This window comes from Rahnella sp. R3(2024), assembly GCF_042920125.1.
GTDB lineage: Bacteria > Pseudomonadota > Gammaproteobacteria > Enterobacterales > Enterobacteriaceae > Rahnella > Rahnella rivi.
This window is the reverse complement of record NZ_JBHGBU010000001.1, coordinates 483579-504709: the sequence shown is the minus strand read 5'-3', so window position 1 is coordinate 504709 and position 21131 is coordinate 483579. Positions and strand designations below refer to the sequence as shown.

Here is a 21131-nt window from a genome sequence, read left to right as displayed (position 1 = left end):
ACGAGTCAGGGGTTTATTTATTAACCCGGCTCGTCTATATTTTGTCCACTGAGTTTAATTCAGGCTCAGGATTTGTCTGATTTCTTTTCATTATAAAAAAATCTATTCTTATCGGGATAGCAGGTAATGAAGTCAGATTGCGGGCATTGAGGGTGAACAGGATGACGAAATGAAAATCAAACCAGATGATAATTGGCGTTGGTATTTTGATGCTGAACATGACCGACTGATGTTGGATCTCGCCAATGGCATGATTTTCCGTTCCCGTTTTCCGGCTAAAATGCTCACGCCTGATGCTTTTGGCGAAATGACTTTTTGCGTCGATGATGCGGCGCTGTATTTCGATTTCGAAGAACAATGTAAACAGATTAAACTCGGGGCAGAGCAGCGCGCCGAATTAGTATTAAATGCTCTGGTCGCTTTTCGTTTTTTAAAGCCGCTGATGCCCAAGAGCTGGCATTTCAGTCAGCAGGTTCGTCCGTTCCAGCCGGGTAACGGCCAGCTTGCACAAGTGCAGGTGATGGAAAGCGGCGAACAGGCCACGCTGCTGATTGTTGAATCAGGCGATAATGCGAGCTTGTGCTTACTGGCGCAGGAAAGGCTGACAGTGGCAGGGCGCGGCATGGTGCTGGGGGATGCGATTAAAATCATGCATGACCGGCTGATGCCCGCAACGATCAGAACCAGCAGCCGCGATGTGTATGACCAGGCGGTGTAATCGCTTTATCAGCGACGCTCTGATAAAACCGCCTGTTCTTTCCGATCCGATCTCAAATTTCCTAACTCAAACAGTTCTAGCTGAGCACGATATCCGAGGCCGGAATACAACTGCACGCCAGAATCGTCCCGTCTTTACCTACCGCACTTTCTTTCAGCGGTGACACCTGCCCGTCTTTCAACGTCATTTTACAGGCTCCGCAAATTCCCGCCCTGCATGAATAAGGGATGCGTAACCCCTGTAACTCCAGCTGTTCGAGTAAAATCTGCTGATTGTTGCCGGTAAATTCGGTGCCCTGATAATTAATGGTCAGAGTCTGTGCGCTGTTTTTAGGCGCTTCAACACTTTCAATCACTTGACCCGCGCCGTAAGGGCGGGGCGGTTTAGTCGTCAGGATCTCCACGCTGTCGCCGGCGCGGATCACGCCGGAATTGCGGGCAATCATGTTCTGACCGAAATCCACATCGCCGTCGCTGGCCGTACGGTAGCTTTGCAGGGTTTTCAGCGGCTCCCCGCCCGGATGTTTACGCCCTCGCTCAATACTGACGGTAGTGAAAATACAGCGGCTGCAAGGTTTCACCAGATCGAAGATCACTTCGCCGATACGGATCGTCTGCCACGTGTCCTCGGCGTAAGCTTCTGCGCCGCTCACAACGATATTAGGGCGAAACTGCTCCGTTCTGACGCCACCCGGACAGCGACGTTGTAAATCCTGCATCGAAGCTTCATTGATCAGTAAATACGGGAATCCGTCGGCAAACGAAAGCGGCACTTCAGGATGTTTTTTGACCCGGCGGGTCGGTTCGTCACCTACCCAGCGCAACTGAACGTCACGCTTTAAATAACCACTCAACCAGCGATTTACCGGTTCTGGTGCGATGAGTGAGGTAAACTGATTGCCCCAGACTTCTGTCGGCTGATTCTGGCCGTTGAATTCACTGAATTTGACGCTGATGCTCTCGCCTTCCGGCGGGACAATCATCAGGCCATCCGGTAACAGAACCGGGGTGAACAACACCAGACTCGGATACTGACGGGCGGTAATAAACATGCCCTGAGGGTCGGTCAGCATAAACTGGCGATCAAACGCCAGACCCGTTGCGGTGACCAGCGAATGAGACACTTGCAGGCCACGCATGGATTTTATCGGGTGAACAAATAAACGTGAAAGAATGGGCACTTAACATCGCCTCTCTGATTTTCGATCTTAAAAGAGAACCAGAGACTTTATGACAAGCGCCCGGGATTAGCTATAATGCGCAACAATTTTATTTTTGGTGATATGTCGATATGAACTCTTTGTTTGCCAGCACGGCGCGTGGACTGGAAGAACTGTTAAAAAGCGAACTGGAAACGCTGGGTGCGCAAGCCTGCAAAGTTGTGCAGGGAGGGGTGCATTTTGAAGGTGACGATCGCCTGATGTATAAAAGCTTGCTGTGGAGCCGCCTGGCTTCGCGCATCCTGCTGCCTCTGAACGAATTTAAAGTCCACAGTGACTTAGATCTTTATCTTGGCGTGATGGCCATCGACTGGCCTGAAATTTTCAGCGTTGATAAAACCTTCGCGGTGCATTTCAGCGGCCTGAACGACGAAATCCGCAACAGTCAGTACGGTGCGCTGAAAGTGAAAGACGCCATCGTTGACAGCTTTACCCGCAAAATGGATGAACGTCCGAATGTGGCGAAGCAGTTGCCCGACATCCGCGTTAACGTATTTCTGCAACGTGATACCGCCAGCGTCGCGCTGGATCTGAGCGGCGAAGGCCTGCATCAGCGTGGCTACCGTGACCTTGCCGGTCAGGCACCGCTGAAAGAAAATCTGGCTGCCGCTATCGTGATGCGCTCCGGCTGGCAGTCGGGCACGCCGATGCTGGATCCGATGTGTGGTTCAGGCACCTTGCTGATTGAAGCCGCAATGATCGCCGCCGATCGTGCACCGGGTCTGCACCGTCCACACTGGGGTTTCACCGGGTGGAACAAATTCGATACCGAGCTGTGGCGTGAACTGACAACGGAAGCGCAGGTTCGTACCCGCCGCGCCGTGCAGGAAACGTCCTCTCGTTTCTTCGGTTCTGATATCGACCGCCGTGTGATCGAGATGGCGCGCTCCAACGCCCGTCGCGCCGGTGTGTCAGAAATTATCAGCTTCGAAGCGGCTGAAGTGGGCAAACTGGTTAATCCGTTGCCTGAAGGCCCGACCGGTACTGTCATCAGTAACCCGCCATACGGCGAGCGTCTGGAAAGTGAACCGGCGCTGATTGCCTTGCATAATCAGCTGGGCCGCATCATGAAGATGCAGTTTGGCGGCTGGCAGTTGTCCCTGTTCAGCGCATCGCCTGAGCTGCTGAGCTGTGTGCAGTTGCGCGCCGATCGCCAGTTCAAAGCGAAGAACGGCCCGCTGGAATGCGTGCAGAAAAACTATCAGTTGTCGGAAAACCCAACCGGTGCTGCAGGCGTGCAGATGGCAGAAGACTATGCCAACCGTCTGCGTAAGAACGTCAAAAAGCTGGAAAAATGGGCCAAACAGCAGGGGATCGAATGCTATCGCCTGTATGACGCTGATTTGCCGGATTACAACGTGGCGGTTGACCGCTACGGCAGTAAAGTCGTGGTGCAGGAATACGCGCCACCAAAAACCGTGGATGCGCAAAAAGCCCGTCAGCGTCTGTTTGACGTGATCAACGCTACGCTCGCGGTGCTGGATGTCTCCTCCAGCCAGCTGGTGTTGAAAACCCGTGAACGTCAGAAGGGCACTAACCAGTATGAGAAACTCGCGCAAAAAGGTGAGTTCCAGCTGGTAGAAGAATTTAACGCTAAGCTGTGGGTGAACCTGACCGATTATCTCGACACAGGTCTGTTCCTCGATCACCGTATCGCGCGCAAAATGCTGGGCGAAATGAGTAACGGTAAAGACTTCCTGAACCTGTTTGCTTATACCGGAACGGCGAGTGTTCATGCAGGTCTGGGCGGCGCACGCAGTACGACTACCGTAGATATGTCCCGAACCTATCTGGAGTGGGCCGAGAAAAACCTGCGCGTTAACGGCCTGACCGGTCGTCAGCATCGTCTGATTCAGGCGGATTGCCTGTCCTATCTCGGCATGTGCGACGAACAGTTCGATGTGATCTTTATCGATCCGCCGACATTCTCAAACTCCAAACGTATGGCTGAAAGTTTCGACGTGCAGCGCGATCACCTTTCATTAATGAAAGATTTGAAGCGTATCCTGCGTCGCAACGGTACCATCATGTTCTCCAACAACAAGCGCGGCTTCCAGATGGATCTCGACGGACTGAGCAAACTGGGTCTGAGCGCGAAAGAAATCACCAGCCAAACCCTGTCACAGGATTTCGCCCGTAATCGTCAAATTCATAACTGCTGGCTGCTTTCTCACGCTGGCGAGGAAAAATAAAGTTTATGTCGTTAATTAGTATGTCAGGTGCCTGGCTGTCATTCAGTGACTCGCCGCTGTTGGATAACACCGAATTGCACATCGAGCCGAACGAGCGCGTGTGTCTGGTTGGACGTAACGGCGCCGGTAAATCGACGCTGATGAAAATTCTCAACCGTGAAGTGCCGCTGGATGACGGGCGCATCGTGTACGAGCAGGATTTGATTGTGGCGCGTCTGCAACAGGATCCACCGCGTAACGTTGCCGGTACCGTATTTGACTTCGTCTCTGAAGGCGTCTTCGAGCAGGCTGAACATCTGAAGGCGTATCACGCTATTTCGCATCTGGTCGAAACCGATCCGAGCGAAAAGAACCTGAACAAACTGGCGCAAGTGATGGAGATCCTCGATCACCAGGGCCTGTGGCAGCTCGACAGCCGCATCAACGAAGTGCTCTTGAAACTGGGTCTGGATGCCGACACCGAACTGAAAGCGCTGTCTGGCGGCTGGCTGCGTAAAGCCGCGCTGGGACGTGCGCTGGTCAGCGCTCCCCAGATTTTGTTGCTCGATGAACCGACCAACCACCTGGATATCGAAAGTATCGCGTGGCTGGAAGAGTTCCTGAAAGAATTCCAGGGCAGCATAATCTTCATTTCCCATGACCGTTCTTTCATTCGCAATATGGCGACCCGCATTGTCGATCTCGACCGCGGCAAACTGGTTTCCTACCCGGGTAACTACGAAGCTTATCTGCTGGCGAAAGAAGAAGCGCTGCGCGTTGAAGAGCTGCAAAATGCCGAGTTCGATAAAAAACTGGCGCAGGAAGAAGTGTGGATCCGCCAAGGTATCAAAGCCCGACGTACCCGTAACGAAGGCCGCGTACGCGCCCTGAAAGCCCTGCGTAAAGAGCGCTCCGACCGCCGTGAAGTGATGGGCACCGCCAAAATGCAGGTGGTTGAAGCCGCAAGCTCCGGCAAGATCGTCTTTGAAATGGAAGACGTTAACTACAGCGTGGCCGGTAAACAACTGGTCAGCAACTTCTCGGCTCAGGTGATGCGCGGCGATAAAATTGCGCTGATCGGTCCGAACGGCTGTGGCAAAACGACGCTGCTGAAACTGATGTTAAGCCAGATTAAGGCTGACAGTGGCCGTGTTCACTGCGGTACTAAGCTGGAAGTCGCATATTTCGATCAGCACCGTGCCGAGCTGGATCCTGAACGTACCGTGATGGATAACCTCGCGGAAGGTAAGCAGGAAGTGATGGTCAATGGCCGTTCACGCCATGTTCTGGGCTACCTGCAGGACTTCCTGTTCCATCCAAAACGTGCAATGACCCCGGTGAAAGCACTCTCGGGCGGCGAACGTAACCGTCTGCTGCTGGCAAAATTGTTCCTGCGCCCAAGCAACCTGTTGATTCTCGATGAACCAACCAATGACCTGGATGTGGAAACTCTCGAGCTGCTGGAAGAGATGATCGATTCCTATCAGGGCACCGTAATGCTGGTGAGCCATGACCGTGAATTTGTTGATAACTCGGCCACTGAATGCTGGATTTACGAAGGCAACGGCGTGATCAACAGCTATGTCGGCGGTTACCATGACGCGCAGCATCAACGCCGTCATCAGAAGCCAATCCGTCAGGTTGCGGCAGCTGAAAACAAAGCACCTGCGCAGCCGAAAGCAGAACAGGCCAAACGCACGGCGAACAAGCTCAGCTATAATCAACAACGTGAGCTTGAACAATTGCCACTGCAAATCAGCACACTGGAAGAAAAAATTGAAGCACTGCAACAGCAGATGAGCGATGCGAACTTCTTCACACTTCCTCATGAAGAAACTCAGCAAGTGCTTGCGGCTTTCGCTGCTGCAGAGCAGGAGTTAGAGCAGGCGTTCGAACGTTGGGAAGCGCTGGAAGCGCAGAAAAACGGCTAACACTGCACGCTTATCGGCAACCGGCTATAGGGAATACCGGTTGCCGATATCTTTGGCCTTTCCGCTATTGAGGAGTCGCTTGTGTGTTCTGATGCCCATGGTCCGCACATCTTATGCCCCCAATGCGACATGCTGGTGGCAATACCTGGTTTGAATATCGGGCAAAAGGCCGTTTGTCCTCGTTGCCATACGACGCTGACAACCCGCTGGAATGAGCCTCGCAGACGTCCTGTCGGTTACGCAATCAGCGCGTTATTTATGCTGTTGCTCGCCAACCTTTTCCCCTTTGTGAATATGAACGTTGCCGGACTGAGCAGCGAAGTTACGCTGGTGCAAATCCCGCAGGTGCTGGTGTCAGAAGATTACGCCAGTATGGCGTCACTGTTTATGATCGTGGTGCAACTGCTCCCGGCCATCTGCATGGTGTCTATCATTATTCTCTATCAGGGCATAAACATCCCCGTTCACTGGAAAGTGAGTATCGCGCGTACCCTGTTCAGGCTGAAAAGCTGGTGCATGGTGGAGATATTTCTCGCCGGTGTTCTGGTCAGCTTCGTTAAGCTGATGGCCTACGGCGACGTTGGCGTCGGGACCAGTTTCATCCCCTATGTTCTGTTCTGTTTACTGCAACTACGCGCGTTCCAGTGCACTGACCGCTTCTGGTTATGGCAGCATATCGAGCCTGCTCCGGCGGTTGAACACCCTGTTCGCGTGGGCGAAAGCGGCCTGCGACAGGGGCTGCGTTCATGTCACTGCTGTATGGCGATTTTGCCCGTTGATCAAAAAGAGTGCGGCCGCTGCAAGAGCCATGGCCATGCACGGCGTAAAAACAGCCTGCAATGGACGATGGCGCTTTTGGTCACCTCGGTTCTGCTTTATCTTCCGGCCAATCTGTTGCCGATCATGATCACTCAGGTGCTGGGAACCCCGATGCCTTCGACGATCATGGCTGGTGTGGTGCTGCTGTGGAGTGATGGTTCTTATCCGGTGGCGATGGTGATTTTTATCGCCAGTATTATGGTGCCGACGTTAAAAATGATCGCGATTGCCTGGCTGTGCTGGGATGCGAACAGTAATAAAGAAATTGACCGTGAAAGGTTGCATGTGATTTACGAACTTGTTGAATTTGTTGGCCGCTGGTCGATGATTGACGTGTTTGTGATTGCGGTACTTTCTGCACTGGTAAGAATGGGGCAGCTCATGAGTATTTATCCGGACATCGGCGCGCTGCTGTTTGCTGGCGTCGTCATCCTCACTATGTTCGCTGCAATGACGTTTGACCCAAGGCTCATTTGGGATCGTGCCGGAATGAAGTCTACAAAGGAGCCACAAGATGGCAGGAAATAACATGGCAGAGCATGACGGAACTGCCAAAGTAGAAAAGATTAAACGTTGGTCACCGGTGTGGATTGTCCCGATCGTTACTGCGCTGATCGGGGCATGGATCCTGTTTTATCATTACAGCCACCAGGGACCGGAAGTGACGCTCATCACCGCGACGGCCGAAGGCATTGAGGGCGGGAAAACCACCATCAAAAGCCGTAACGTGGACGTCGGCAAAGTGGAATCAGTCACCCTGAGCGATGACCTTCAGCAGGTGATTATCAAGGCGCGTCTTAACACCGGCATGGAAAAAATGCTGCACGATGACTCCGTCTTCTGGGTGGTGAAACCGCAAATCGGCCGTGAAGGCGTTTCTGGTTTGGGGACACTGTTATCCGGGGCTTATATTCAGCTTCAGCCGGGAAATAAAGGCGGCGAGAAAACGGAGTATAAACTCGATGACTCCCCGCCACTGGCGTCACCGGATGCCAAAGGGATCCGTGTCGTCCTGGAAAGTGAACGCTCCGGTCAGCTAAGTCCGGGTGACCCGGTGCTGTTCCGTGGATTCCAGGTCGGTACAGTGGAAACCAGCCACTTCGATCCTAAAGCCCGCAATATCAAATATCAGCTGTTCATTCGTGCGCCCTACGACACGCTGGTATCCGACAATGTCCGCTTCTGGAAAGACAGCGGCGTGAATTTTGATATGTCAGCTGCCGGAATGCGTGTGGAAATGGGCTCTCTGACCACGCTGTTCAGCGGTGGCGTGAGTTTCGATATTCCTAATGGCTGGACGCAGGGGCAGGCGGCTAAAAACGGCGATAACTATCAGCTGTTTGACGACCAGAAAAGTATTCAGGAATCGCTGTATACCCGTCACATGGATTATGTGATGTTCTTCTCTGACTCCGTTCGTGGTCTGCAACCTGGCGCGCCGGTCGAATTCCGTGGCATACGTCTGGGGACAGTAGCAGAAGTTCCTTATCCGATGAATGTGCTGAATCAGCAGATGTCCGACGATTATCGTATTCCGGTACTGATCCGCATTGAACCCGATCGCTTTGTTCAACTGCTCGGCAGTAACTTCAATATTGAAGATCACATTCGTGATGGCATTGCTCATGGTCTTCGTGCGTCGATGAAATCCGCTAACCTGCTGACGGGCTCGATGTACATCGATCTTGATTTCTATCCTAATGAGAAACCGTGGAAAGGGCCGCTGGAACTGGCCGGGCACAAACTGCTGCCAACGGTGAGCGGTGGGTTCGCGCAGATCCAGCAGAAACTCATTGCCACACTGGATAAAATCAACAATCTGCCTATCGAACCGATGATGCGTGAAGCCACCAGCACGCTGGCGGAAAGTCAGAAAACGATGCGGGCAACGCAGAAAACGATCGAATCTCTTAATGCGATCGTTGGCAGCAAAGAGATGAAGAATCTGCCGAAAGACATGCAGCAGACGCTAATCCAGCTGAACCGCAGTCTGAAAGGATTCCAGCCTGGTTCTCCGGCGTACGGCAATCTGGTAGGCGATATGCAAAGTCTGGACAAGACCTTGCGCGAGCTACAGCCAGTCCTGAAAACGCTGAACCAGAAAAGTAACGCTCTGATTTTCGCAGCCCCTGGGCAAGATGATCCTCAGCCGAAGAAGGCCAAATAATGAAAAAATGGATACCTGTCGTCTTAGCATTATTCCTGACTGCCTGTAGCAGCAGTAATCAGAAGACCTACTACCAGCTGCCGCTGCTAAGCAGTACAACGGCCGCCGGTAGCGTAATGTCGTCCGGCATGACCGAGCAGCGTAAGCTGTGGGTAGAGCACGTGAGTGTCGCTGATTACCTGGCAGGTTCAGGGCTGGTGTATCAGACCAATGATGTGCAATACACGCTGACTCAAAATAACCTGTGGGCCAGCCCGCTGGATCAGCAGCTACAGCAGTCTCTGGTGACCTATCTGCGCCGTGATTTACCGGGGTATCTGGTTTCCGGTCAGCCCGCCAGTTCAGACGATCAGGACGTGTTGAACGTTAATGTCACCGGTTTCCATGGCCGGTACGATGGCATCGTGGTGGTGAGCGGCAGCTGGACGCTGAACCGAAACGGCCAGACAATTCAGCGTGATTTTGCGCTGAATCTGAAACAGGGCGAAGACGGTTATGACGCACTGGTCAGAACTCTGGCTACCGGCTGGCAGCAAGAAGCAAGCCAGATAGCGGCTCAGGTAAGATAAAAACTTTTTAAGCTTAATTTAATTTGAGCTAAATAATAAAAATCCCGGTTTCTGATTTTCAGATGCCGGGATTTTTTATTTGTGATCAGCCAGATGTGATTCTTAAGGCGCGATTCATTTGCGCGCAATCCGATAAAATATCTCATATTTATGACATTGGCGTGAATTTTGAGCATTGACCTCCTTGCTGATAGCCGCTATTTATTAGGGGTGGACGCAGAAGCGCACCACTGTTTTCTTTCCACCTGACCTGAATAATGAGGGATACAAGGCATGAAGAGACAAAAACGCGATCGCCTGGAACGGGCACAATCACGTGGATATCAAGCAGGTATTGGCGGGCGCTCAAAAGAGATTTGCCCCTACCAATCATTAGATGCCCGATCACATTGGCTCGGGGGTTGGCGACAAGCCATGGAGGTCAGGGCCGTAACCGCTTAAGCGGCGGCACTGGCAGAAAAAGGAACAACCTCCGCTACGCGCGGAGGTTTTCGTTTATGCGGGCAGTCATCACTGAGACGTTTATCTCACTCACAATTATCTCTTATCAGAGATCAGAGATAAATCAGGCATAAAAAAACGGCGGATCCGAAGACCCGCCGTTCTGTTAATTGCAGTATTTGCCGAATCAGAACGCAGCAGCGTCCTTGAACAAACCTACTTTCAGATCTGTTGCGGTATAGATCACGACACCGTCAACCAGCACTTCACCATCTGCAACGCCCATGATCAGTTTACGGTTGATCACGCGTTTGAAGTTCAGGCGATAAGTCACCACTTTAGCCGTAGGCAGAACCTGACCGGTGAATTTCACCTCGCCGACGCCCAGTGCGCGGCCTTTGCCTTCGCCACCGAGCCAGCCCAGATAGAAGCCCACTAACTGCCACATAGCGTCCAGACCCAGACAACCAGGCATCACCGGGTCACCGATGAAGTGACAACCGAAGAACCACAGGTCCGGATTGATATCCAGTTCAGCTTCTACATAGCCTTTGCCATGGGTGCCGCCATCTTCTTGCATCTTGACGATGCGATCCATCATCAGCATGTTGCCTGACGGTAACGGAGGACCGCCTGCGCCGAAGAGTTCACTGCGGCCGGAAGCTATGAGGTCTTCTTTCGTATAGGAATCGCGTTTATCTACCATGTTCTATGTAAGCCTTATTTTAATGAAGGACGAAGATTAGCTTACAGCTGTAAGCTGAACAACTCCGATCAGCTGCGACTGAACCAGTTCAACCAACGAAGAGGCCAGGGATAACGCGGACCACCTTGCGATGTTGCCAGCGCAATGCGCTGCTGAATCAACCCCAACAAACTCGGACGTTCTTCTTCAACTTCACCTTCGTTTGAGTAAATCAGTCCGGTCAGGATAGGCAGCGCTTCGGCTGCGTTATCAACTGCCCATAAATGAAACTGGCCTTCGCGAACGGCGTCTATAACCTGCGGATGCAGGCACAAATTACGCACGTTGCTGGTGGGCAGAATGACCCCTTGTTTCCCGGTCAGACCACGGCGATGACAAACTTCGAAGAAACCTTCGATTTTTTCATTTACGCCACCAATAGGTTGCACGTTCCCAAACTGATCAACAGAACCGGTCACAGCAATTTGCTGGTTGATCGGCTGCATTGAAAGCGCACTGACCAGTGCACAAAGTTCAGCCAGGGAGGCGCTGTCGCCGTCGACTTCTCCGTAAGATTGCTCAAACACAATAGACGCGGAGAAGGGCAGAGGCTGGTCGAGCTCCAGTTCAGAAATCAGAAAGGCCTGCATGATCATCATGCCTTTTGCATGAAGATTGCCGCCCAGTTCTGCTTTGCGCTCGACGTCAGTAAACTCACCGTCGCCGGTGTGTACGACACAACTAATACGTGAAGGTTCACCCAATGCTCGCGGGTGGCCCGGATATTCAAGAACGGACAGGCCATTGATCTGCCCGACAACTTCACCATCGGTTTCGATGAGAATTTGCCCAAGTTCGATTTCATCCTGCATGCGTTCTTGTAAATAACTCTCACGCCATGCGCGGGAGCTGGTCGCAGCTTCAAATGCTTTCGCACTCAGCAATTCATCTTCATTGTAGAGCGCGGCTTCACTAAGCTGCGTGTTCAGCCAGACCGGATCCAGAATCAGGCTGCCTTGATCGGTGCTCTGGCGAATCGCTATCTTCAGGAACTCTGGCCAGGCATCAGCGGCAAGACGCGGGACATCCAGCTCATCTGCCAGCGTATTGACGTAACCACACCAGGTTTCCATATCGCTGGTTTCAGTCAACGGCAGGTCGGCTTCAAATTCACCGTAGATGGAGGAATCCATCAGCTCGGGTTCCATGTCGCTGAGATCGCCAAGAGACAGGCGGTCACCTACCAGAATCAGGCGGATATCCAACGGCATTGGCGGAATGGTTGCCGGCAACGGGCGTGTTTCATCGGGAGAAACCCAGTGATATTGCCCTTCGGTAATCATCTGCTTGAGACGTAACCACATCAGAGGCTGCGCGAGCAGGCTGCGAATAGACAGAATCAGAACGCCACCGTTCAGATGATGGACCAATCCAGGTTCAAGCTGAATCTGGTCTTTATAGATCCGCACGCAGCCAAACAGCTGTTCCGGCTCAACCCACTCACGGTACTGACAGGTATATTTGGCTGCAAAGGCATCTTCTGCCGATTTTGCCGCCAGCAGCGTCACTTTATTGCCTTCGATATGATAGCGGTTACCGGCAATTTCTTGCGGCTCAGGGAGCAGTTCGCTGACCACATTCGAGATACGTGACAGATACTCACGGTTTTCCTGTGCTTTAAGGACCATAAAGCGGGGGCGCGAGCGGGGATGACAAAACAGCGTTAAACCATTTTCCAGCCGAGGCTGAGTTCCAGCGAAATCGACAGGGGCTAACTGGGCAGCCGTTGCAAAGATTGCCTCATAAGGCGCGGAGTCGGGCAGTAAAAGCTGCCAGTCAAGTCGGTTATTGGTCAATGTGTTAGCTGTTTTCTATAAAAAGGGAAAGTGCGATTATACAAGAATAAACACGGCTGCATACAATGAGAGTCACCCCCAAATCCGAGTTAACGCACATTGCTGAACAGGTGCGCAAAAAACAAACAAATCGGCGGGTTTATTTGCAGTGAAAATTGAAATAAAACTGTTATGCTTAGTAAAGTTACGTGGTCACAGAAGAGTTCACGATGAAATATCAGCAACTGGAAAATCTCGAAAGCGGTTGGAAATGGAAGTATCTGGTGAAAAAACACCGGGAAGGTGAGCGGATCACCCGCCATTTAGAAAACAGCGCTGCGCATGAATCAGTGAATCAACTTCTTAGCCTGGAAAATGAACCGGTAAAGGTCATGGACTGGATTGCTAATAATATGAATCCGGCGCTGGAAAATCGTCTCAAGCAAACCATTCGCGCCCGCCGTAAACGCCATTTCAATGCTGAACATCAGCACACCCGTAAGAAGTCTATCGATCTGGAGTTTTTGGTCTGGCAGCGTCTTGCAGGGCTCGCACAACGTCGCGGGGCAACGTTGTCGGATACGATTATACAGTTGCTTGAAGATGCTGAACGTAAAGAGAAATATGCGAATCAGATGTCATCACTGAAGGAAGATTTACAGCAAATTTTGGGTAAACAAGATAGCTGATCTGTCTCCATATCCTTTCTGATTAGCAACGTTATTTGTTCTGGTTTGGCTTCTGATGGTTAAATCAGGACATAAAAAAACCCCGCCGAGGCGGGGTTTTTAGTATCTGTAGCAAAAGCTAAAGAGTGTTATTAAGCCTGTGGCTGAGTAACAGTATCTTTGTAGCCTTTAACTTCGATTTCTACACGACGGTCTGGTGCCAGGCAGTCGATCAGAGCAGCACGACCTTTAACGGAGTCACAGGTAGAACCAGTAACTGGGTTAGATTTACCTTGGCCTTGTGCAGAGATCTTGTTAGCAGGGATACCTTTAGATACCAGGTAATCTACTACGCTCTGTGCACGTTGCTCAGACAGTTTCTGGTTGTATTGTTCTGAACCGATACGGTCGGTGTAACCCAGAACGATAACAGAACCGTCTTTAGGATCGATTGAGCTCAACTGGCTGTACAGTTGATCCAGAGCCTGTTGGCCTTCTGGTTTCAGGGTCGATTTGTTGAAGTTGAAGAGAACGTCAGATTTCAGAGTGAATTTCTTAGTCTCTACAACTGGAGCTGGAGCTGGTGCTGGAGCAACAACTGGAGCAGCTGCTTCATCTTGACCGAAACGGTAAGAAACACCCACAGACAGCATGCCGTTATCAGGACGTGCGCCAACTGTAGCTGCGTCACCGATGTTGTTAACCCACTGGTAATCCAGACGGGTAGCCCAGTTTTTGGTTACTGCGTATTCAACACCAACGGCTGCCAGTGGAGAAACACCGGTGTCGTGGTCGCTGATGCGGCCAGCAGCGCCATTGTTGAAGTTACCTTTTGAATCTGCACGCCAAACCATACCACCCAGACGGGTGTACAGGTCCAGATCGTCAGTCAGTGGGTAGCTCAATTTAGCAGCCAGCTGAACGCCTTGTGCTTTGAACGCGCCGTTGTTTACGCTGCCTTTAGAAGGCATGCGACCAAGCCAGTCATATCCCATTTCAAAGCCCAGGTATTGGTTCGCTTGGTAACCCAAGAACGCACCTGCACCCAGTTGGCTTTCGTGGGTAGGGCCGTTGCCGATACCTTCGTAAGCATTTGCGAAACCAGTGTCATGGTATTGGGACCAGCCCAATTTACCACCGGTATACCAGGTGTTATCTTTAGGGGCGGCTTGCGCTACGGTAGCGAAACCTGCCAGTGCCACTGCTAATGCGATAGCTGTCTTTTTCATTTTTGCGCCTCGTTATCATCCAAATAGGCAATTGAGCTTTAAGCTGTAAGCCCTTGGTTAAAATCCTTGCGCCAAGGTTATTGCGTCAATTAAGAACTTGCCACTTTACGTTGGCATTATAGAGCAACCTTGGCGTTGTAAAGTCTACAACGTGGCGCGAAACTTACAAGCTTGAAGTGTTAACGCTGTGGAAAAAAAGGGAAAAATGTACACATTTCTTAACGTGTTTGACCTTTTGTTGACAAAACTTGGAGGATATCTGCGTCAGGAATGCCCATTTTTACTGGCTTTGGGGCCAGTTCCAGCACAAATCACTAAGTTCCGCATTATTTTCATCGGAACATTCCTAATTTGAACTAATGATATACAAATGAGTGAATTTTTACGGTTGAGTGATGTCCATTGGCTGAACTCTGCTCATTTGTCGGCTTCATCACGAACCCGTAAGCCTCCCCCTGACGGGCTGCAATTTGCAGTCTTTCCCTCTCAAGATCGTTCAATTCAGGTAGCCAACCTAATACCACACTGTAATTTCCGGTCTGTAATGCCTTCTCCATCGCGTCCACCGTCGACATCGCGGTGATCTGATTTACCTGCACCATCTTATCTACAGGCAAACCCGATTCTGATAACCAGATACGGCTCAATTTTTGCTGCGGCGTGAGCCATAACAACCAGCGTGATTGCGTGCCGAGATGTTGAAGCAGAGGCAGTAACAGTTGGGCAAACGCCGGTTGGCTCGCACTATAGACGAACTCAGTGATCAGACCATTATTCAGAGACGCAGACGTATTTACCTGTTGATGATCTACCGGCAAAGCAAGCTGACTAAAATGATGATTTGCATGGTGTTGAGTTCGCATAGTGATGTACCCCAGTGAGTTACTGTATGAATGTACAGTACTCTGGCGGTGCACAAAGATCAACCCAATTTTTCCAAGATATCTCGCAAATTTTGAAGGTAACTGACTGCAAATGCATTTTGTATTTGGCGCAGTGCTCCACATTGCGTATTTTGATTTTAGCTGTTTAGCTAACCCAGAAATGGTTCTATGGAATGAATATGAAAAGGATAACGCAATGATAAGCCAGTCAAAAAAACGGATTCTTCAATGTACGGAACTCTTTGCCTCATTGGGCAACATACGTGCACGCTCGCAGTTCGGCGGGTACAGTTTATCGGCTGACCGCGTGATGTTTGCTCTTGTGTCCGACGGCGAGTTGTACCTGCGTGCCAGTGATGAAACTGAGCAATATTTTTGCGAGCTTGGAATGGAAAGGCTGATTTATCGTAAACGCGGAATGCCCGTTTTTCTTCGTTATTTCAAAGTGAGCAAAGCTCAGTGGGAGAAACCCAGAAAACTGCGCCAGATGGCCATGCTTTCTCTCACAGGAATGCAGCATGATATCAATAAACGTAAAAAAAACGAGGCAGGGCGGTTAAAAGATCTCCCCAATTTGACGCTGGCGCTGGAAAAATTACTCTGGGAGGTGGGTATTGAAAATTCGGGCGATCTTAAATCGCTGGGATCATGTCTGACGTACAAAAAGCTCTGTACCGTGAAAAAAGATCTGGGTATTAACATATTAATGGCGCTGGAAGGGGCAATTCTTGGATTTCATGAGGCTGCTCTGCCGATGTCATCCCGTGAGTCGTTAATTCAATGGTACAGGCATCAGCAAGAGCAATCGGAACACCCACTCCAGGATCCACATTAATGGGGCTGGAGTGAATGCCCGGCGCTTAGCGGTATCAGGAGTGATGCTGTTCCGGCGAAATCTTGTTATTCAGGCTGGTGAGCTCAGGTAAATGAGCCACCAGCAATCCGATTTGCTGCAGTACAAGTTGCTCTTTACTGTCTGATTCTGTCGTACGCATCTGAATCCGCGAGGTCAGGTGATCAAGTGCTCGCTGTACCCGGTCTGTCTCCGTTGTCATATGATTCAGGGCGCCATCCACGCAGCATGCAGCATCATCCAGTAAGCGCAGCGTTTCGGCATCCTGGAGTTTTTCGCGGTGGGCACCCAACGCTGAAATATAACTGAGCATGGTGTGATTGAGGCACAGCAGGCGAAAGGCTGCCTCAAGCGTCGCCGTCTCATTGTTTTTCTCCGAGCTCATATTGGAGACAACGGACGCCAGTTCAGCATCGCAGTTATGCGCATCGCGTCTCGCAAGGCGATAATCAAGACTGTTGTCCTTGCCCTGATGATATTGCACCAGAATGGCATCAAGATACCGGCAGTTGGCCTGAAAGGTTTTACTGACTACCCGGTCAATCTGGCGGAATTTCCAGTCAGGCCAGATAAATGTCACGGCGGCCCAGGCAATGGCGCAGCCAATCAGCGTATCAATAATCCTCGGGATCGCGACTTCGAACCCTTCGCCCAGCAAATTGAAGCACAGCAAGACCAGCAGGGTGATAAACATGGTGGCCTGGGCGTATTGCACGGTGCGAAACGCGAAGAACAGCAACCCGCTGATTACGATCAGGATCATCTGACCATCCACTGAGGGAACGAAATACAGGATGGGTATTCCCAGCGCGATACCGGCCAGGGTCCCGATAATCCTCAGCGCTAACCGCCGGCGCGTTGCGCTGTAGTTAGGCTGGCATACGAACAGGCTGGTCAGCAAAATCCAGTAACCGTGATTCAGCCCGCTGACCTGGATGAATACATATCCGACAAACAGCACGACGGACATACGGATTGCATGGCGGAATAATACCGATTGCGGCGTGAAGTGACGTGAAATTCGCAGCCAGATATCATCCAGGCCGGTGAGGCGGTCTTCAACAAACGGGCTTTTTCCTGCCTGATTTTCCGGCAACGATTGCTCGGATTCAATATTCGCCAGCTGCGCATCGATCGCATGCAGATTGCGCAAAAGGTGGCGCAACGCCTGCAACATCTCCCGGTGTTCCCCCTGCGTTTCCAGACGCTTAAGTGCCTCTTCAAGCCGTGCAAAGGCGCGTTCAAACTGGCTGTTATGCGTATAGGGTTGCCGATAAAGAATGCACTGAGAAAGCTGTAAACAGGCACGCGCCTGCATACTCATCAGGCGCTGGAAGCGGAACAAAATGTCGCTGTGATGGAACTGTTCGCTGAGCTTCAGGTATTTCACGTGAGAGGAACTGGCCCGTTCGTGAATATCCTGTACGACAAAGTAATAGTGCAGGGTGCGTCGCGTTCCTTTCTGACCCCGGTCGCCTTTAAGCCGGGTCTGCAGCGTATTCTTGGTCTGATTGAGCGTCGCAACCAGCTGACCGTTGGCCATTGCCAGTTCCACCAGTTGCTGATTGTTATCTTCCTGGTCGGGATCAAACAACGTTGCCTTGGCTTCCAGATAGGCGGCCAGTTGGGTGAAACAGCGGGAAATCTGGTCCTGAAGCGGGCGGATGGGGAAAATTAAATGCCCGGCAAGTGTCAGCACGTTGTACCAGATTGCCCCTGCCAGCAGCAGCAAGGGTTGCTGATACCAGATGTGATACATGCTGGTGCCGAGCATGGTATAAATCGCGATCAGCAACGCGCCGAACGCGATAGTGGCATAACGTTGTCCCAGTGCGCCAAGCAGAATGAATCCGCACGTCGAGAGCATCAGTCCTGGCGCAAACAGCCACGGATGGGGAAACAGCAACTCTATTGATGCCGAGGCAATGAAAAAGCATACCAGGGTGATCAGCAAATTACGCAGACGCCCTGCCAGCCGGTCATCAAGGTCGGCCAGCGCAGCGGCCACCACACCCAGCGTCAGCGGAATAGTCAGCGTTGTCTGGCCGAGCCACCACGGCACCGCAGCAGCACCGGTCAGCGCAATGAAAATCCTGATGTGATAAAGAACATTGCTGTTATAAGCATAACGCCTTAACCCTGGTGCAATAGAGAGCACGAAAACCCCACGTTAAACATAATCAGTGATTAAAAAAATTGGCCGAACGAGGTTGCTCAGCGATTGCGACGGTCATTAAGTTGGCGTGCAGCATTGGATTCACGCATTTGTTTTGCCAGCTCAACGGAAACTACCCGACGGCCCACCGGCCAAAGTGCGATAGCGGCGATTTTAAAATTCGCGATGCCCACTGGAATACCAATAATACTGATACATTGAGCAATCCCCGCCACAATGTGGGAAATACATAACCACCAGCCGAAGAAAATGAGCCAGAAGATATTCAGCAGAGTACCGCCACCGGCAAGCAGCGCGTTACGTCTCTCAGGATATAAATCATCGACATGTACTGCTTCATTACCGAACGGCAGCAATGACAGACGGGTGATTTCCCAGCATGAACGGGTCAGAGGCAGAGTGAAAATCAGCACAATACTGACCAGCGTGGCAAACAGCCAGGCGAGAGTGGTGAAAAAGCCACCTAAAACAAAGTTAAGAATATTGAGCACTGTGCGCATGTTGGGATCTTCCCGAAGTTATTAAAAATGTTAAAAGATTTCATGTTCACTAAATGGAAACACCTGCTTTATTCTACCTTGTTTCGTGGGCCGGATCGCCTCTGGTTATCAAAGGTGAACTCCTAAATACTCTTTCGAATCCGAACATGTAAAATAACGCATACTATTTTTCCGTCAGGAATCAAGAAAAGACACGGTGTGATGATATGGAATTGAAATCGACCTCTTTCGGGAAACATCTGGCTCAGCACCCTTACAATCGGGTGCGCATGCTTAACGCGGGCGTTGAAGTCAGCGGCGACAAACATCACTACCTGATCCCTTTCAATCAGCTGATCCAGATCCGCTGCAAACGCGGCATTGTTTGGGGGGAGCTTGAATTCGAGCTTCCTGAAGAGAAAGTCGTGCGTCTGCATGGCACGGAGTGGCAGGAAACTCAGCGTTTTTATCAGCATTTGCTTAAAGCCTGGCAGAGCTGGAGCGATGAAATGAGCGACGTCAGTGCCGGCGTGTTGCACGGGCAGGTGGAAAAAATCGAGCGCATTGAAGAGCAGGACAAATGGTTCAAGCGTGTTGATCTGGCTGATGTGCAGAAAGACATCGCCGACGCTTTTGCCGCGATACCGGTTCCGGTTGAGCGCCTGAATGAATTTGAAAACTGCCGCGACGATTATCAGACCTGTCTGCGCTGGCTCGAGCAGGGTAAACGCAGCGTCGACAGACGAAATCTGGCGTGGACTGATCGGGTGATTGCCGGTAATCGTGACTTCTTCGATACCGTCGAAGTGTCTCCGCTCAATGACAGCCAGTGCCGGGCAGTGGTCAACGGGGAAGATGCTGTGCTGGTGCTGGCAGGTGCGGGCAGCGGCAAAACCTCGGTACTGGTGGCGCGCGCTGGCTGGTTGTTAAGGCGTCAGGAAGCGCAACCGGAGCAAATCCTGCTACTGGCGTTCGGACGTCAGGCCGCCGATGAAATGAACACCCGTATAAAAGAGCGTCTGCATACCGAGGGCATCAAAGCCAAGACTTTCCATGCGCTGGCATTACAGATTATTTCGGAAGGCAGCAAAAAAGCGCCGAAAATCAGCAAACTGGAGACGGATGCCAAAGCGCGCCGCAGTTTACTGATCAAAACCTGGCAGCAGCAATGTGCAGAGAAAAAAGTCCAGGCCAGCGGCTGGCGGCAGTGGATGACCGATGAGCTTGAATGGACCGTTCCGGAGGGGGATTACTGGAAGAACAAAGCGCTGGCCGAGAGATTGTGCAGCCGTCTTGAACGCTGGCTAGGCCTGATGCGTATGCATGGCGGCAGCCAGGCAGAGATGATCGACGCCGCCCCTGAAGAGGTAAAAGAACTTTTCCAGAAGCGTATTCGCCTGATGGCACCTTTTCTGAAAGCCTGGAAAACAGCGCTTAAAGAAGAGGGCGCAGTGGATTTCTCAGGGCTGATTCATCAGGCCGTCAATATTCTGGAGAAAGGGCGGTTTGTCAGCCCGTGGAAACACATTCTGGTGGATGAGTTTCAGGACATTTCGCCACAGCGTGCGCTGCTTCTTTCTGCCCTGCGTAAACTCAACAAGCACACCAGCCTGTTTGCCGTTGGCGATGACTGGCAGGCCATTTACCGGTTCAGTGGTGCTGAGCTGTCGCTGACTACCGCATTTGCTGAAAACTTCGGTGAAGGCGCGCAATGTGCGCTCGATACCACCTACCGTTTCAATGATCGTATTGGTGAAATCGCGAATAAATTTGTCCAGCAAAACCCTTATCAGCTGAAAAAACCATTAAACAGCCTGACGAAGGGGAACAAGAAAAATGTCGTTATTCTTCCTGAGGACCAGCTGGAAAAATTACTGGATAAACTCAGCGGGTACGTCACGGCGCAGGAGCAGATTATGGTGCTGGCGCGATATCACCATCTGCGTCCGCAAATACTGGAGAAAGCCGCCACGCGCTGGCCGAAACTCAATCTTGAGTTTATGACTATCCATGCCAGCAAAGGTCAGCAGGCAGATTATGTGGTTATCGTCGGGTTGCATGAAGGCAATGATGGATTCCCAGCACCGGCCCGCGAGTCGGTGCTGGAGCAGGTTTTACTGCCCGAGCCTGAGAACTTCATGGACGCGGAAGAGCGGCGTTTGCTGTATGTGGCGATGACCCGCGCGAAACATCAGGTCTGGTTGCTGCAGGATAAAGCGCGTCCTTCGGTGTTTGTTGAGCAGCTTGAAGACATCGGCGTACCGGTGCAGAGAAAACCCTGAACGTA

At 51.5% G+C, this 21131-nt stretch carries 17 protein-coding genes; 10 read left to right on the top strand and 7 right to left on the bottom strand.

Going from position 1 to position 21131, the window contains the following annotated elements:
* Positions 1-169: 169 nt before the first annotated feature.
* Entirely contained in the window at positions 170-718 is a 549-nt protein-coding gene (locus ABSH60_RS02260) for a cell division protein ZapC (protein ID WP_217204009.1), read from the top strand.
* A gap of 76 nt (positions 719-794) precedes the next feature.
* Here the strand turns inward: ABSH60_RS02260 and ABSH60_RS02255 are convergent, their stop codons facing one another.
* Complete coding sequence (locus tag ABSH60_RS02255; RefSeq protein WP_390972517.1) at positions 795-1898, bottom strand: MOSC N-terminal beta barrel domain-containing protein; 1104 nt, start codon at positions 1896-1898, stop codon at positions 795-797.
* A 110-nt stretch (positions 1899-2008) separates the two neighbouring features.
* Between ABSH60_RS02255 and rlmKL the strand changes: the two genes are divergently transcribed.
* From rlmKL to rmf, 6 genes are all read left to right on the top strand, one after another.
* Positions 2009-4129 (top strand): bifunctional 23S rRNA (guanine(2069)-N(7))-methyltransferase RlmK/23S rRNA (guanine(2445)-N(2))-methyltransferase RlmL, encoded by a 2121-nt coding sequence (rlmKL, locus tag ABSH60_RS02250; protein WP_122094804.1) that lies wholly within the window; start codon positions 2009-2011, stop codon positions 4127-4129.
* Between the two features lie 5 nt (positions 4130-4134).
* Entirely contained in the window at positions 4135-6039 is a 1905-nt protein-coding gene (locus ABSH60_RS02245; RefSeq protein ID WP_056769319.1) for an ABC transporter ATP-binding protein, read from the top strand.
* Positions 6040-6120: 81 nt separating this feature from the next.
* On the top strand, positions 6121-7386 hold the full coding sequence (gene pqiA / locus ABSH60_RS02240) for a membrane integrity-associated transporter subunit PqiA (protein ID WP_056769322.1): 1266 nt from the start codon (positions 6121-6123) through the stop codon (positions 7384-7386).
* The gene (pqiB, locus tag ABSH60_RS02235; RefSeq protein WP_082465669.1) at positions 7373-9025 is read left to right on the top strand and encodes an intermembrane transport protein PqiB; all 1653 of its coding nucleotides are present in this window, start codon (positions 7373-7375) and stop codon (positions 9023-9025) included. The genes pqiA and pqiB overlap by 14 nt, the downstream gene beginning before the upstream one ends.
* Entirely contained in the window at positions 9025-9594 is a 570-nt protein-coding gene (gene pqiC, locus ABSH60_RS02230; protein WP_056769326.1) for a membrane integrity-associated transporter subunit PqiC, read from the top strand. The genes pqiB and pqiC overlap by 1 nt, the downstream gene beginning before the upstream one ends.
* A 273-nt stretch (positions 9595-9867) precedes the next feature.
* A complete protein-coding gene (rmf, locus tag ABSH60_RS02225; RefSeq protein WP_072158021.1) occupies positions 9868-10035 on the top strand; it encodes a ribosome modulation factor in 168 nt (55 codons plus the stop codon).
* 187 nt (positions 10036-10222) lie between these two features.
* Here the strand turns inward: rmf and fabA are convergent, their stop codons facing one another.
* The gene (gene fabA, locus ABSH60_RS02220; protein ID WP_056769330.1) at positions 10223-10741 is read right to left on the bottom strand and encodes a bifunctional 3-hydroxydecanoyl-ACP dehydratase/trans-2-decenoyl-ACP isomerase; all 519 of its coding nucleotides are present in this window, start codon (positions 10739-10741) and stop codon (positions 10223-10225) included.
* Between the two features lie 68 nt (positions 10742-10809).
* Positions 10810-12576: an AAA family ATPase gene (locus ABSH60_RS02215; protein WP_390972514.1), complete on the bottom strand. Its 1767-nt coding sequence runs from the start codon at positions 12574-12576 to the stop codon at positions 10810-10812.
* Positions 12577-12785: 209 nt separating this feature from the next.
* Here ABSH60_RS02215 and matP point away from each other — a divergent pair, with 209 nt between their 5' ends.
* Positions 12786-13244 carry a macrodomain Ter protein MatP gene (gene matP / locus ABSH60_RS02210; RefSeq protein WP_056769334.1) on the top strand — a complete coding sequence of 153 codons (459 nt, stop codon included), beginning with the start codon at positions 12786-12788 and terminating at the stop codon, positions 13242-13244.
* 131 nt (positions 13245-13375) lie between these two features.
* Here matP and ompA read toward each other — a convergent pair whose 3' ends face one another.
* Together ompA and sulA are read right to left on the bottom strand one after the other, a co-directional pair.
* Positions 13376-14452 (bottom strand): porin OmpA, encoded by a 1077-nt coding sequence (gene ompA, locus ABSH60_RS02205; protein ID WP_056769336.1) that lies wholly within the window; start codon positions 14450-14452, stop codon positions 13376-13378.
* A 356-nt stretch (positions 14453-14808) separates the two neighbouring features.
* Positions 14809-15315, bottom strand: coding sequence for an SOS-induced cell division inhibitor SulA (gene sulA / locus ABSH60_RS02200; protein WP_056769338.1), 507 nt, complete (start codon positions 15313-15315; stop codon positions 14809-14811).
* A 112-nt stretch (positions 15316-15427) separates the two neighbouring features.
* Here sulA and ABSH60_RS02195 point away from each other — a divergent pair, with 112 nt between their 5' ends.
* A complete protein-coding gene (locus ABSH60_RS02195) occupies positions 15428-16171 on the top strand; it encodes a TfoX/Sxy family DNA transformation protein (protein ID WP_371414278.1) in 744 nt (247 codons plus the stop codon).
* Between the two features lie 34 nt (positions 16172-16205).
* On the opposite strand, the gene yccS is transcribed toward ABSH60_RS02195, so the two are convergent.
* Both yccS and ABSH60_RS02185 read right to left on the bottom strand, forming a co-directional pair.
* Positions 16206-18347: a YccS family putative transporter gene (gene yccS / locus ABSH60_RS02190; RefSeq protein ID WP_056769342.1), complete on the bottom strand. Its 2142-nt coding sequence runs from the start codon at positions 18345-18347 to the stop codon at positions 16206-16208.
* Positions 18348-18403: 56 nt separating this feature from the next.
* Positions 18404-18865 (bottom strand): YccF domain-containing protein, encoded by a 462-nt coding sequence (locus ABSH60_RS02185; RefSeq protein ID WP_056769344.1) that lies wholly within the window; start codon positions 18863-18865, stop codon positions 18404-18406.
* A 206-nt stretch (positions 18866-19071) separates the two neighbouring features.
* Between ABSH60_RS02185 and helD the strand changes: the two genes are divergently transcribed.
* Positions 19072-21126: a DNA helicase IV gene (helD, locus tag ABSH60_RS02180; protein WP_390972510.1), complete on the top strand. Its 2055-nt coding sequence runs from the start codon at positions 19072-19074 to the stop codon at positions 21124-21126.
* Positions 21127-21131: the final 5 nt, after the last annotated feature.